Source organism: Mycobacterium sp. IDUB_24 (assembly GCF_055419385.1).
The window spans coordinates 15,079-27,897 of record NZ_JBVAXO010000004.1 but is presented as its reverse complement, the minus strand read 5'-3'; the positions used below and the strand labels follow the sequence as shown (position 1 = coordinate 27,897).

General features: G+C 65.4%; 15 protein-coding genes. 6 read left to right on the top strand and 9 right to left on the bottom strand.

What is annotated here, in order from left to right; genetic code table 11:
• Nucleotides 1-21 precede the first annotated feature (21 nt).
• Nucleotides 22-720, top strand: coding sequence for an envelope biogenesis lipoprotein LpqN (lpqN, locus tag ACZYZF_RS15475; protein ID WP_463836197.1), 699 nt, complete (start codon nt 22-24; stop codon nt 718-720).
• Here lpqN and ACZYZF_RS15470 read toward each other — a convergent pair.
• The 4 genes from ACZYZF_RS15470 to ACZYZF_RS15455 are packed head-to-tail and all read right to left on the bottom strand — an operon-like array spanning nt 710 to nt 3,790.
• The gene (locus ACZYZF_RS15470; protein ID WP_463836196.1) at nt 710-1,573 is read right to left on the bottom strand and encodes a shikimate 5-dehydrogenase; all 864 of its coding nucleotides are present in this window, start codon (nt 1,571-1,573) and stop codon (nt 710-712) included. The two genes, lpqN and ACZYZF_RS15470, sit on opposite strands and share 11 nt — an antisense overlap.
• Nucleotides 1,570-2,571, bottom strand: a complete 1,002-nt coding sequence (locus ACZYZF_RS15465; protein WP_463836195.1) for a GNAT family N-acetyltransferase — start codon at nt 2,569-2,571, stop codon at nt 1,570-1,572. Before ACZYZF_RS15465 ends, ACZYZF_RS15470 begins: the two co-directional genes overlap by 4 nt.
• Nucleotides 2,572-2,603: 32 nt before the next feature.
• A complete protein-coding gene (gene modA, locus ACZYZF_RS15460) occupies nt 2,604-3,386 on the bottom strand; it encodes a molybdate ABC transporter substrate-binding protein (protein WP_463836194.1) in 783 nt (260 codons plus the stop codon).
• A complete protein-coding gene (locus ACZYZF_RS15455) occupies nt 3,383-3,790 on the bottom strand; it encodes a TOBE domain-containing protein (RefSeq protein ID WP_463836193.1) in 408 nt (135 codons plus the stop codon). Before ACZYZF_RS15455 ends, modA begins: the two co-directional genes overlap by 4 nt.
• Before the next feature lie 144 nt (nt 3,791-3,934).
• Between ACZYZF_RS15455 and ACZYZF_RS15450 the strand changes: the two genes are divergently transcribed.
• On the top strand, nt 3,935-5,392 hold the full coding sequence (locus ACZYZF_RS15450) for an aldehyde dehydrogenase family protein (RefSeq protein ID WP_463836192.1): 1,458 nt from the start codon (nt 3,935-3,937) through the stop codon (nt 5,390-5,392).
• Nucleotides 5,393-5,404: 12 nt separating this feature from the next.
• On the opposite strand, the gene ACZYZF_RS15445 is transcribed toward ACZYZF_RS15450, so the two are convergent.
• The 3 genes from ACZYZF_RS15445 to ACZYZF_RS15435 all read right to left on the bottom strand — a co-directional run bounded on the left by ACZYZF_RS15445 (nt 5,405) and on the right by ACZYZF_RS15435 (nt 7,108).
• Entirely contained in the window at nt 5,405-5,959 is a 555-nt protein-coding gene (locus ACZYZF_RS15445; RefSeq protein WP_463746122.1) for a hypothetical protein, read from the bottom strand.
• Nucleotides 5,956-6,171 carry a hypothetical protein gene (locus ACZYZF_RS15440; protein ID WP_463746121.1) on the bottom strand — a complete coding sequence of 72 codons (216 nt, stop codon included), beginning with the start codon at nt 6,169-6,171 and terminating at the stop codon, nt 5,956-5,958. Before ACZYZF_RS15440 ends, ACZYZF_RS15445 begins: the two co-directional genes overlap by 4 nt.
• A 199-nt stretch (nt 6,172-6,370) precedes the next feature.
• Nucleotides 6,371-7,108 carry an SDR family NAD(P)-dependent oxidoreductase gene (locus ACZYZF_RS15435; protein ID WP_463836191.1) on the bottom strand — a complete coding sequence of 246 codons (738 nt, stop codon included), beginning with the start codon at nt 7,106-7,108 and terminating at the stop codon, nt 6,371-6,373.
• Between the two features lie 168 nt (nt 7,109-7,276).
• Between ACZYZF_RS15435 and ACZYZF_RS15430 the strand changes: the two genes are divergently transcribed.
• Nucleotides 7,277-8,092, top strand: a complete 816-nt coding sequence (locus ACZYZF_RS15430; protein ID WP_463836190.1) for an enoyl-CoA hydratase/isomerase family protein — start codon at nt 7,277-7,279, stop codon at nt 8,090-8,092.
• On the opposite strand, the gene ACZYZF_RS15425 is transcribed toward ACZYZF_RS15430, so the two are convergent.
• Nucleotides 8,089-8,703, bottom strand: a complete 615-nt coding sequence (locus tag ACZYZF_RS15425; RefSeq protein WP_463836189.1) for a TetR/AcrR family transcriptional regulator — start codon at nt 8,701-8,703, stop codon at nt 8,089-8,091. The two genes, ACZYZF_RS15430 and ACZYZF_RS15425, sit on opposite strands and share 4 nt — an antisense overlap.
• Nucleotides 8,704-9,141: 438 nt before the next feature.
• Nucleotides 9,142-9,726 (bottom strand): TetR/AcrR family transcriptional regulator, encoded by a 585-nt coding sequence (locus ACZYZF_RS15420; protein ID WP_463836365.1) that lies wholly within the window; start codon nt 9,724-9,726, stop codon nt 9,142-9,144.
• A 146-nt stretch (nt 9,727-9,872) separates the two neighbouring features.
• On the opposite strand from ACZYZF_RS15420, the gene ACZYZF_RS15415 reads away from it, so the two are divergent.
• The 3 genes from ACZYZF_RS15415 to ACZYZF_RS15405 are packed head-to-tail and all read left to right on the top strand — an operon-like array spanning nt 9,873 to nt 12,801.
• Nucleotides 9,873-10,553, top strand: coding sequence for a hypothetical protein (locus ACZYZF_RS15415; RefSeq protein ID WP_454791792.1), 681 nt, complete (start codon nt 9,873-9,875; stop codon nt 10,551-10,553).
• A complete protein-coding gene (locus tag ACZYZF_RS15410; RefSeq protein WP_454791793.1) occupies nt 10,550-11,359 on the top strand; it encodes an SDR family NAD(P)-dependent oxidoreductase in 810 nt (269 codons plus the stop codon). The genes ACZYZF_RS15415 and ACZYZF_RS15410 overlap by 4 nt, the downstream gene beginning before the upstream one ends.
• Nucleotides 11,356-12,801, top strand: a complete 1,446-nt coding sequence (locus tag ACZYZF_RS15405) for a cytochrome P450 (protein ID WP_463836188.1) — start codon at nt 11,356-11,358, stop codon at nt 12,799-12,801. Before ACZYZF_RS15410 ends, ACZYZF_RS15405 begins: the two co-directional genes overlap by 4 nt.
• Nucleotides 12,802-12,819 lie beyond the last annotated feature (18 nt).

The window sequence follows — 12,819 nt, the reverse complement described above, 5'->3', positions numbered from 1 at the left end:
CGTCCAACCGATTGGAGACCGATGACCACCTCAATGAGGGCCGGCGGAATCGCCATCGCCGCCGTCGCACTCGGGGTCACCCTGGCCGGCTGCGGCGACAAGACGATATCGGGCACCGCCACCGAGGCGACCGGGACCAGCACCAGCAGTGAACCGACCAAGGCCGCCGACACGGACACGCACACGCCCACAGCCGGGCACCAATACACGATCGTGGACTACATCCGGGACAACAACATCACCGAAACCCCGGTGCACCGAGGCGATCCGGGCACACCCACACTGGACCTGCCGATTCCCGAAGGCTGGGCGGACGCGACCTCGTCGGCTCCCGAATGGTCCTGGGCCGCAATCGTATCCACCGACCCGGCGTTCACGGCAGATCCGCCGTCGATCATCGCGCTGATGTCCAAGCTGACCGGCGACGTCGACCCGGCCAAGATCCTGGAGTACGCACCGAACGAGATCAGGAACCTGCCGGGCTACGAGAACCAGGGCGACGGATCTGCTGACCAACTGAGCGGATTCGATGCGTATCAGATCGGTGGCACCTATGTGAAGGACGGCGCCACCCGGCTGATCGCCCAGAAGACAGTGGTGATCCCCGGATCCGACGGGCTGTTCGTGTTGCAGTTCAACGCCGACGGCACCGAGGATCAGATGGGTCCGCTGATGGATGCCACCTCGGCGATCGACGACCAGGCGGTCATCACGCCGTAGACGCCTGCCGGGAGAAGGCCGACGCCGCGGCCACTTGCTGCGGCGTCGGCCGCACTCCCGTATAACGCTCGAACTGTTCGGCGGCCTGTAGCGCGATCACCTCGGCGCCGGTGATCACCGGCACGCCGGCCGCCCGAGCCGCGATGATCAACGGGGTTTCGGCCGGCATCGCCACCACGTCGACGACGGCGCCGGCCGCCGCGATGGTGGCCGGTTCGAATGCACTGCGGTGTTCGTCGGGTCCGCCGGCCATCCCGATCGGGGTGACGTTGACCAGGATGGGTGCCGTCAGTGCGCCGACCTCGGGCGCATAGCCGTAGCCGAGTGTCTCGGCCAGTGCACTTCCGGCGTCGGGGTTGCGCGCTACGACCGTGCCGCTGCGAAATCCTTTGTCCCGCAATGCCGCACCGACGGCCTTCGCCATGCCGCCACTGCCCCGGATCAGCACCGCGTCGTCCGGGTTCAACCGCTCGACGAGTTGTTGCACCGCCAGGTAATCGGTGTTGGAGGCGACGAGACGGCCCCCAGGCACCGACAGGTCGTTGACGATCGTGTTCACCGCATCGATCGCCAGGGCTGACGGTTCGACCTCGTCGACGAGGTCCATGACGGCCTTCTTGAACGGCATCGACACCGAACAACCTCGAATACCCAGGGCCCGCACGCCACCGATCGCCGCGGCGATATCGGTTGTGGTGAAGGCCTTGTAGAGGAAGTCCAGGCCAAGTTCGTCGTAGAGATAGTTGTGGAAACGCGTCCCGATGTTGCTGGGCCGGGCCGCCAATGAGATGCACACGGTCGTGTCTTTGTTCAATGGTGGCCTCCGGCCACTGGCGGTAACAACTGGCCTCACTGGCTCACCGCCCGGATCACCTGCCGGGTCGCGTCCTTGATCTTGGCCGCCAGTTCGGGTTCCAAACTGAGCGTGTCGACGGCCGGCACCGGGACGTCAGTGAGCACCACACCCAGATCCTCACGCTCCCACACCGCACCCAGCCGGTCCAGGATGCGCCGCATCGCGTAGTTGTCGCTCAACACACGTGCGGTAAAACGTTGAATCCCAAGGTAATCCGCGGACACCACCAGGGCATCCAACAGAAAAGTTCCGATCCCGCGGCCCTGATAATCGTCGCCGACGGTGAATGCCACCTCGGCTGTCGTCGCATCATGACCCTCGCGGACCACGCGGGCGTCGGCGACGACCGGTCCTAGGGCACCCTCGGTCATCACCCAGACGAAATGATCGGCGTAGTCGACCTCGAAGAGATACTCCAACAGGGCCTTCGTCGGCTTACGCACGGATTGGAAACGCCGGTAGAGCGTTTCGCTGGAGAACTCGACAGGCCCGTTGAGGGTGCGCTCGACGTCGCCGGGCAGTACCGGCCGTAGATAGAACCAGTCACCGTTGCGCACTTGCACCGGGATTGGCGTGATGAACCCGGCCAACCGCTGGCGAGCGATGCGCACCAGGCGGTCCAACATCCCCGGCAGGTGCAGGATGACCTCGAACGCCTCACGGTCACCGACCCAGCCCGTCACCGGCGCTACGGCAGTCACCGTGGCCGTGCGCGACGCGGCGCGCAGCAGCGCGATCTCACCGATGATCAGACCCGGTTCCAGATCGGCGACGACGGCCTGGCCATCGGGCACGTCATGGACCACGCGCGTGCGCCCGGAGGCGATCAGCATGAACGTCAGAGCCGGATCGCCCTGCCGGATCAGCACCTGGCCCGGTGCGACCGACAGTGGCCGCAGCAGGGCCGCCAACGGCGCCAGTACGGACGGCCGGCATCCGGCGAAGAATTCCAGCGCCGCCAGGTCGTCGGCACTGATCTCGGTCAGATCGGCCACGTCCTCAGGCTACGGCGCCGCCGTGGACCCGGTCAGGGCTTGGCGAATCCCGCCTTGGCGAGCGCCTTTTGCCCGGCCTCGCCGTTGACCAGGTCGACGAACTGGCGCGCCAGCCCGGCCTGCTCGGACTGTTTGAGCACCGCAACGGGGTAGGTGTTGACGGCCTGGCCCGCCTCCGGAAATGCCACGCTGGTGACCTTGTCCCCGGCCCCGGCAGCATCGGTGACGTAGACCAGACCGGCGTCGGCCTGCCCGCTGGTGACCTTGCCGAGCACGTCGGTGACCGAGGTCTCCTCGCTCACCGGGGACAGCGTCACCCCGGTGGCGTGCTCGACCTTTTCGGTGGCGCCGCCGCACGGCACGGGCGGGGCGCACACCACAACACTGGTTCCGGGCTTGGCAAGATCGGCAAACGCCTTGATGCCCTTGGGGTTTCCTGGCGCTACGGCGATGGTCAGCGTATTGGTGGCGAAATTGACGGGGGCACCTTCGACGAGGCCGGCGGCCACCGCCTTGTCCATGTTCCGGGTATCGGCGGACGCGAACACATCGGCACCGGCACCCTGGGTCAGCTGGGTGACGAGATCCGAAGAACCGGCGAACGAGAACTCGACCGATGCGCCCGGGTTGTCGGTCTTGAACTGCTCACCGATCTCGGTGAATGCCGATTTCAGCGAGGCCGCGGCGAACACCGTGATCGAGCCGCCCGCCGCGGTGGAGGGCCCCGAGGCGTTGTCGGCCGAGGAGCATCCGGCAATCAGGGCCGTCGCTGTCATCGCGGTCAGCGCCAGGGCGCACATCCGGGCTCGGGTCATGACTTTCCTCTCGGGGTTTCCACGATCACGGTCGTCGCCTTGACCACGGCGACGGCGACGCTGCCAGGGGCCAGGCCGAGCTCGCGCACCGACCGGCTGCTCATCAGCGAGACCACGGTGAACGGTCCGCACTGCATCTCGACCTCGGCCATCACCTCGTCGGCGATGACGTTGGTGACCAACCCGGTGAAACGGTTGCGCGCCGAGCTCCCGATACCCAGCGGATCCTTGGGCGCCGCGGCGGCGTTGGCCCGTGCGAACACCGCCAATGCCGCGCCGTCGATCACCTTGCGCCCGGACCCGTCCAGGTGGGCCGGTAGGGATCCGTCGTCGATCCAGCGTCGAACGGTGTCGTCACTGACCCCGAGCAGTTCGGCGGCATCGCGGACCCGGATGTCTGGCACCGCGTCAGCGTATCGACACCATAGGGGTCCAACAACCGCAATTGCCGAGCCATTGCCACGCTTGAGCCGCACATGCGGGTCTTGACCGCCCCCTATTCGAATGCTAAGCAGATGCTCAGCATTAGCGACGACGAAGGGACCCCTATGGCACTGCAGACAGTTCTGGACGACCTCCGAACGCGGCCCGGCACCGGTGAGGTGATTCCGGTCATCGATCCCGCAACCGAGGAGCAGATCACCGAGTTCCGGGACTGCGGGCCGGAGGCTGTCAACGAGGCCGTCGCCGCAGCGAAAGCTGCCTACCAGTCCGGGATTTGGACCGACATTCCGGCCCGCCAGCGCGCCAAGGTGCTGTGGCAACTGGGCGATCTGATCGACGCGCACGCCAAGGAATTCGCCGAGCTGGAATCGCTGGACGCCGGCATGCCACCGATGCAGGCCGAGATGATCGTCTCCACCTGCGCCGAATTCTTCCGCTACTACGCGGGCTGGTGCACCAAGCTCAACGGCAGCAGCTACCAGGTGCAGATGGAGGGCGGCGTCAACAGCAATTACTCCAACCTGCACGCGTACACCACCAAGGAGCCGTACGGCGTGGTGGGCCTGATCTATCCGTGGAACGGCCCGCTGTTCAACGCCTGCGCCAAGATCGCCCCGGCCCTGGCCGCAGGTTGCTCCAGCGTCGTCAAGCCGGCCGAGGAGACCCCGTTGTCAGCGGTGCTGCTGGAGCGGCTGATCGGCGAGGCCGGCGTTCCGGACGGTGTGGCCAACTTCGTAATCGGCTACGGCGCCACGGCAGGTGCCGCGATCACCGCGCACCCCGACGTGGAGAAGGTCGCCTTCACCGGCTCCACCGAGGTCGGCAAGCAGATCATGCGGGACTCGGCGGACAACTTGAAGAAGGTGACCCTGGAGCTCGGCGGCAAGTCACCGGTGCTGATCTACGAGGACGCCGACCTCGACATGGCGATCATGATGGCCTCGATGGGTATCTTCGTGCACTCAGGGCAGGGCTGCGTGTGCGGATCACGAATCTTCGTGCAGCGCAGCGTGTATGAGCGCGTTGTCGAAGGTATCTCGATGATCGGCGAGAACCTGGTGCTGGGCGGCCCCAAGGACGAGGGCGCCATGATCAGCCCGCTGGTCAGCCAGAAGCAACTCGACCGGGTGCTGGGCTACATCGACCAGGGCAAGCGCGACGGCGTCGAGATCGTTTCCGGCGGTTACCGATTGGACCGCAAGGGCTACTTCGTCAAGCCCACCGTCGTCACCGGCGTGGACCCGGCCACCAGCCGGCTCTACAAGGAAGAGATCTTCGGCCCGGTCGTCACCATCCTGCCGTTCGACGATGACGACGAGGCCATCGCGATGGCCAACGACACCAGCTACGGCCTGGCCGCCACCGTGTGGACCACCAATCTGGGCCGCGCGCACAGCCTGGGCAAGCGTCTGCAGGCCGGCATGGTGGGACTGAACTGTCAGCTGACCTTCGACCACAACGTGCCGTTCGGCGGCTACAAGCAGTCCGGTGTCGGCAAGGAATTCGGCTACGAAGGCATCGACGGCTACCTCAAGACCAAGTCGATCTGGGCACAGCTCTAGCGGAGCGTTCGGTCACACCGAGAACCTGACGGCAGCGAGCTCGAGGGCCTTGCCCTCGAGCCGCTGCCCCAGGTAGATCTCGGCCTGCATCAGCCGCTCGCAGTACCACCGAATATCTTCGGCATGCTCCCGTGACGCCGTGTAACGCGTCGCCATGGTCGTCACATCGATGCGCCGGGTATCGCGCACCTTCAGATCCTCGGCCACCTGGAAACCGTCGTCCTCGGCGGCGGTGATGGCCTCGAGCACCTGCCCCACGGCGAGGCGGATGTCCCGGCAGCCGTTCTCGGCGATCTCGGAGGCCTCACGCTGAATGTCGCCCTGCCTGCGGACCACGACAGCGTCCGCGCTGACCCGCTCTCCCGCGGCTTCGCTGGCTTCGCCGGACCACTCGGCACCACCGGGCGCGAACACGTTCTGCCGGTGCCACTCGAACAGCGCTTCCGACTCGGCGGCCAACTGCCGCCAGCGGGCGGCAGCTTCTGCCAGATACGTTGTGTCCCAACTCTCCAACTGAGAACGAGTCAGGGCCCCACTCGATGGGCCGGTGCCGGACGGATCATTCACATCAACTCCGCCAGGCCTCCGGCGTGTTGCTCATCGACCGCGTCGTATCTCAGCGCGGCCGCAGACAAATCCCCCGCCTGCGCGCTCACGCGACTCGACTGGGAGGTTCGCGCGGTGATCACCGCGCCGTCCATCGCGACGACGCCGGTGCTACTGGGGTAGCCCCCGGCATCCGGACGGGCCGGAGCCACCCTCAATTCGACAGCGATCATCCCGCTGCTAGTGGCCCCCGCCCGAAGCGCCCCCGGGTCCACTCTCAGATCGTTTGCCATAGCAATCCCCCAACTGGCCAATCTGCTCCCCGAGGCTAACCGAACTGGCTGGGTTGAGCCCAGGGGCTGAGCAAGTATGCCATTGCAAACTGGCGTCGACCAAGGGCGGGTTCGACGCCGGCCGGTCACCGGTTGGCCATCAACCGGCCATCGTCAAGCCTCCACTCACACTGAGGACTTGGCCAGTAATGAAGCTGGCATCGTCAGAAGCGAAGAAGAGCACTGCCTTGGCGACCTCGTCGGGTTGGGCGATCCTGCGGAACGGGATGGCCCTGACCAGTCCGTCGCGGACCTTGTCGGGAAGCGAATGAAACAACGGGGTGTCGGTCGGTCCAGGGCAAACACAGTTGACGTTGATCTGGTGACGGGCCATCTCTCGCGCCAGCGACTTGGTGAAAGCGATCACCCCTCCCTTGGTCCCGGCATAGACGGTCTCCCCCAGACTGCCCACCCGCCCTGCATCGCTGGCAATGTTGACGATCTTTGCCGTACTTCCCTCTGCGAGGATGGTTTCCAGAAAGGCATGGGTGAGCCGGACCGGCCCGAGAAAGTTCACCGCGACCAACGACTGCCACAGTGCGTCGTCGTTGGACATGAACGGCTCGACCCGGTCGAAGCCGGCCGCGTTGACGATGACACCGGGCAGTCCGTGCGCGGCCACGACATCGTCGCGCAATGTGCTCACGGCCGCCGGATCCGCCAGATCGACCACGTGTGCGGTGGCGTCGGCACAGGTCTGCACGGTCTGGGTCAGGCCCGCCTCGTTGCGGTCGACGGCCGCGACGGTGGCGCCGTCCGCTGCCAAAGCAATCGCGATCGCCCGGCCGATTCCCGAGGCTGCACCCGTGACAACGGCGACTTTGTTGTCGAATCGCACTACCTGACCTCCCAATCTGCGGTGATGTGGACGCTACGGCCACTATCGGCTGACCAAGGCAACAAATCAACCGCATGGTCGGTAATTGACTGACATGGTCGAAAAACCGTAACTTCGGTTGAACCCAGCGCCCGCCGAGAGTGCACGCAGACAGAAGGGACCATCCCCATGGATTTCTCTGACTACCAACAATTGACGCTGACCCGCCGGGACAACGGCGTCCTGCTGATCACGCTGAACCGGCCGGAGAAGTACAACGCCGCTGACGAGGGCATGCACACCGAACTGGCCAGCATCTGGAAGGACGTCGCAGCCGACCCGCAGACCCGGGTCGCGGTGATCACCGGCGCGGGTAAGGCCTTCAGCGCCGGCGGCGACCTGGCCATGGTCGAGCGGATGGCCGGCGACTACGACCGGGTGTCACACATGCTCGGCGAGATGGGGGACCTGGTCTACAACATGATCAACTGCGACAAGCCGATCGTCTCGGCCATCAACGGTGTCGCCGTCGGCGCCGGCGCGGTGGCCGCCCTGCTCGCCGACATCGCGATCATCGCCGAGGACGCCCGGATCGGCGATGGCCACGTCAAACTCGGCGTGGCAGCCGGTGACCACGCCGCCATCATCTGGCCACTGCTGGCCGGCACGGCCAAGGCCAAGTACTACCTGATGACGGGTGAGATGATCGGTGGCATCGAGGCCGAGCGGATCGGCATGGTCGCCAAAGCCCTTCCGCGCGAGGAAGTTCTGGACGAGGCACTGCGAATCGCCGACAATCTGGCCACCGGCGCACAACAGGCGATCCGGCTGACCAAGCGGGCACTCAACAACTGGTTGCGCAATGCGGGCCCGATCTTCGACCAGTCCGCCGCCTACGAGATGTTGACCTTCCTGGGGCCGGACGTGGTGGAGGGCTACACCGCATTGCGCGAAAAACGCGCGCCGGACTTTCCGTCGGCGAAGCCGGCGAGACAGAACGGCTAGCCGAATAGGCACAACGCACGGTCGACGATCGCGGCACGCAGCTCCGCCCGATTCTCGTCGTGCAGGCCCGGCCCGATCCACACCGAAGACTGGTTGAGGATGCCGTGCAGACACTGCAGGGCGACATTGACGTCGGGACAGGCGAATTCGCCGTCGGCCACACCGCGTTCCACCACCCGGCGGAATACCGCGTCGTGACGGCGACGCATGTCCTTCATCGGATCCTCGAAGATCTCCGGCCAACCGCGTGGCCAGGAGAACATCGCGGCCACCTCCGGCGCGGTCTCGGTGAGGATGCGGACCTGTTCATCGATCAGCGCCGCCAGATGCTGGCGAGCATCGACCGTTCCGAGCTCCTCCTCACGTGCCGCCAGGCGCTGCAGGACTTCCTGGGTGAGGGTCTCCAGCGCGGCGGCAACCAAGGCGTCCTTGGATGAAAAGTAGTGGTAGAGAGTGGCCTTGGCGATGTCGGTCTGCTCGGCGACATCTTCCAGACTCATGCCGCCATAGCCGGCCTCGGTCAAGATCCGGGTCGCCGTCTTGACGATCTCGGCCTTACGTCGGTCGCGACGGCGCGCCACACGACTTGAGCCCGGCGGCTGATCCTCCACGGCATCATCCTAGCCGCGGCGTGGTCGGCTATTCGACCGAGTGGACGAACTCGGAGCTTGTAGCAGCTGTAGACCAGGCGGTGCCCGTCGAGCAGTTCACGTATCTCGGCGATGAAACCTTCGGACAGTTGATCCCAGTTCCAGGCGTCGTCGGGGCCGCAGAAATGGCCGGCTGCATCATGTTTGACGAACTGCGCCGCGCCGGCGCTGCACGCACGCCTGGATCGGCCCTTCGATGTCGCGGAACTGACGGCCGGGCTCGACAACGAGACGCACCTCGTCACGCACCCGTGAGGTGAGGACGACTTGCCATCCAACGCCCTGTGACGACTGTGCAGGCTTTGAGGCAGATTCACGATTTTCGCGTCGATAAGCGACACATTCGCCACAGGGTCTGCCGAGGAACTGTGGCCGACAGGCGCGGTATTCGATCAAGCACTAAGACGGAGCAATCCGGGAACGGGCCACCTGCGCCGCTCCATTGCCGGCGATCAGCCACAGGGTGGCGAGCTGCGCAATGAAATCGTCGAGAGACAGGTCGACGCCACCGTTGACGAACTCCAGGATCGCGTCGGCTGTCCCGCCGACGATGAACGCCGGTGCCACCTTGGCCAACGGATCCGCCTCCAACTCGACGCCGTGCACAGTGCGGCCATGGTCGATGAGCACGTCGGTGAGCCGGTGCATGACCGTGGTTCGGTGAGCATGCAGCTCGGGCGACGCTGCCACCCCACCCAGCAGGACGCGTGCGCGACGCGGATCGTCTACCAGTGCCCGCACCGCGGCCGTCACGCTCGCCAACGCCTGGACTTCCAGCGGTTCATGCGCGGCCGTGTCTGCTGCGGCCACCGTGGCGCGACGTACGCCCTCGGCGATGTCGTCGACGACGGCAGCCGAAAGGGCATCCAGATCGGTGAAGCTCTCGTAGAAGTACCGCTTGTTGAGAGTGGCGGCGGCGCAGACCTTTTCGACCGTCACGCTCCGCCATTCATTGCGCGCCATCACCGCCGTCGCCGCGTCCAGCAGACGTTCGCGCCGTCGCCTGCGGCGGTCGTCCGCCGATTGGCCACCGTAAGCGCGCTTGGTCGTTGACACCACCATCACATTCTGGCACGGTTTCGTACCAGATATTAGGCACGATTCCGTACCAGATTGGACCAGGAGGACGCATGACCACTGCAGCGAAGACCACCGGGGACGCCAACCACGCGCCGGACGCGACCCAGGCATCGGCGTTGAACGACTTGCGCGAGTTGGCGCTGACCTCACCCGTCCTGGCGCGCCGCCAGGGCTGGGACTACCTGCGGGAACTCGGTCAGGCCGGGCGCCGCGACCAACTCGGCGCGCTGTTCGAGCGAGGGCTCGCACCGGAGGGACCGCACGGAGCGATGGAAGGGCAGATCGTCGGTAACCTGTTCGGCATTCCTGAGGCGCACCTGGCCAATCCGCTGTTGAAGATCGACCCGACCTGGCGCGGAAAGACATTCGACACTGGTACCGGTTTCAACCGGCTTGCCCCGCTGGCCAAATACGCGATGCCGGTCATCGCTCCCTTGTATCGCGGACTACGTCGAGTTGGATCCGAGATGGTGGGGTTCGAATTCGATCACCGCATCGACACCGCGGCTATCGCGCCGTACATCAAAGTGCGGGCACTGGACTACACCCCGGACGAGTATCGGAATCCGAGCGTTCGCACGTTCCCGATCAAGCGGACCCGCGACGAAGTCGTGGAGCTGATACCCGGCCTCTATCTCGGGCGTGCCCTGCTGAAAATGAACAGCGGCGAAATTCGGCTGATCGCGTACTTCGCCTTGCGGGAGTTCACCGACGAGAGCGCCAGTCGATGATCGACCTCGCGGGAGCCGTCGCGTGCGTCACCGGGGGCGCCCGTGGCATCGGCCGCGCCACCGCGGCGGCTCTCGTTCAGCGCGGCGCAACAGTGTGGATAGGTGACGTGGACGCAGACGAGGCCACACGTACCGGTCGCGAGATCGGAGCGAACGCCGTACATCTGGATGTCACCGACGAAGCAAGCGTAGCGGCGTTTCACCGTGCGGCATCCGCCGATGGGCCGGTGGCCATGTTGGTGAACAACGCCGGCATCCAGCATATGGGCCCCTTCGTGGAGCAGAAACTCGCGGCATACCACCGCGAAATCGCCGTCAATCTGACCGGCGTCATCAACGGCATGCACGAATTCCTTCCCGGCATGCTCGACCGCAATCACGGCCACATGGTGAACGTCGCATCGATGGCTGCCAAGGTGACGACTCCCGGAATGTCGGTCTACTGCGCGACGAAGTACGCGGTGGCGGCGTTGTCACGAGCTGTCCGCGCCGAAATCGCCCACACCGACGTCACCATCACTACGGTCATGCCTACAGCAGTTCACACCGACCTGACCGCAGGAGTCACGCTCGATCTTCTTCCCACCCGCCAGCCCGAGCAGATTGCAGCGGCGATCGCAGACAGTGCACGACGCCCAGGGCGCGAAGTCACTGTCCCGAAATGGTTGTCGCCGTTCGGACTGTTGGAGGAAGCCACACCGGAGCCCTTGATGCAACTGTTCAAACGACTTGCAACACGAAACGAGCCTCCCGGCCATTTCGACGAGCGCCGTCGCCGCGACTACTTGAATCGGATAGACGGATGACATCATTGGCCACCCGCGTTGTCTCCCCCGCGAACACACACCGCCTCCAAGCCTTGGGCGCGGCCGTCACCTCCAGATTTCCGAGCGGCGAGCGTCCGCTTGCCACGCCACCCCGGGGATCGAGTCTGAAGCCCGTCATGGGCAATTACGGTTTCCCGTTCCTCGGCCATGTGTTGAGCTCACTGGCCGACCCCCTGGCCTTCGCCCGGGACCGGTACGAGCGCTACGGGCCGGTGTCGTGGGCCGGGGGCGTCGGCTTCCGCGTCGTCGGTCTCATGGGCCCTGACGCCTTGGAAGCCGCATGGGTCAACCGGGACAAGGTCTTCTCCAGCACCCGCGGCTGGGCACCGGTCATCGGACCGTTCTTCCACCGAGGAATGATGTTGCTCGACTTCGACGAACATCGCGACCACCGCCGCATCATGCAGCAGTCCTTCACCCGCAGCGCGTTGGACGGCTACCTGGAACTGATGCGGCCCAGTATCGATCGCACCCTGAGCAATTGGCCGTCGGCACAGCGATTTCCGTTCTATCCGTCCATCAAGCACCTGCTGCTCGAACAGGCCGCGGAGGTTTTCGTCGGCACCCATCTCGGTCCCGAGTCCGACCAACTGTCGGCGGATTTCCACGACACCGTCCGAGGCGGGCAGGCGCTGGTACGCGCGGACGTGCCCGGCGGCGTATGGGCCAAGGGACTACGGGCCCGGGAGCGGCTCGAACGCTACTTCGCCGAGCAGGTTCCCGACCGCCAGCGCGGCGATGGCACCGACCTCTTCTCGATGTTGTGCCGCAGCGAGGATGAAGACGGCGCCCGGTTCACGCCGGCCGACATCGTCAACCACATGATCTTCCTGCTGATGGCTGCGCACGACACCACCGCCATCGCGTTGTCGATGCTGACCTACGAACTGGGCCGGAACCGGCAATGGCAGGACGCGTTGCGCGAGGAAGCGATCAGCCTCCCGAATGACACCCCGACGGTGCTCGACCTGGATGCCTACCCACTGCTCGATGCCGCGTTCAAGGAGATCCTCCGCATGTATGCGCCGGCCGGCGCGCTCTTCCGGCAGACCGTCCGCGACACCGAGATCCTCGGGCACTTCGTCCCGCGCAAGACCCAGGTGGCCATCAATGTCTATGCCTCCATGCGGCTTTCCGACTGGTGGCCCGACCCTGACACGTTCAACCCCGAGCGGTTCGTGAACAATTCGGAGTCCCGCGCCACGGTGAGCCGCTACGTGTTCGCACCGTTCGGCGGCGGTGCGCACAAGTGCATCGGCCAGCAGTTTGCCGATATGACGGTCAAGACCACCATGCACCAGATGCTGAGACGTTTCGAATGGAGCGTGCCCGACGATTACCGGCCCCAACTGACCTGGGGCACCGGGCCGACGCCGGCCGACGACCTACCGATCACCCTGCGATCGCGCGCGCTGATGTAAGCAACGCCTTCGACGCGG

Excerpts from the sequence above, each read along its gene's own strand:
- ACZYZF_RS15450 (WP_463836192.1), top strand. The coding sequence starts at position 3,935 with ATGGCACTGCAGACAGTTCTGGACGACCTCCGAACGCGGCCCGGCACC.
- ACZYZF_RS15430 (WP_463836190.1), top strand. The coding sequence starts at position 7,277 with ATGGATTTCTCTGACTACCAACAATTGACGCTGACCCGCCGGGACAAC.
- ACZYZF_RS15410 (WP_454791793.1), top strand. The coding sequence starts at position 10,550 with ATGATCGACCTCGCGGGAGCCGTCGCGTGCGTCACCGGGGGCGCCCGT.
- modA (WP_463836194.1), bottom strand. The coding sequence starts at position 3,386 with ATGACCCGAGCCCGGATGTGCGCCCTGGCGCTGACCGCGATGACAGCG.
- lpqN (WP_463836197.1), top strand. The coding sequence starts at position 22 with ATGACCACCTCAATGAGGGCCGGCGGAATCGCCATCGCCGCCGTCGCA.
- ACZYZF_RS15440 (WP_463746121.1), bottom strand. The coding sequence starts at position 6,171 with ATGATCGCTGTCGAATTGAGGGTGGCTCCGGCCCGTCCGGATGCCGGG.
- ACZYZF_RS15415 (WP_454791792.1), top strand. The coding sequence starts at position 9,873 with ATGACCACTGCAGCGAAGACCACCGGGGACGCCAACCACGCGCCGGAC.
- ACZYZF_RS15405 (WP_463836188.1), top strand. The coding sequence starts at position 11,356 with ATGACATCATTGGCCACCCGCGTTGTCTCCCCCGCGAACACACACCGC.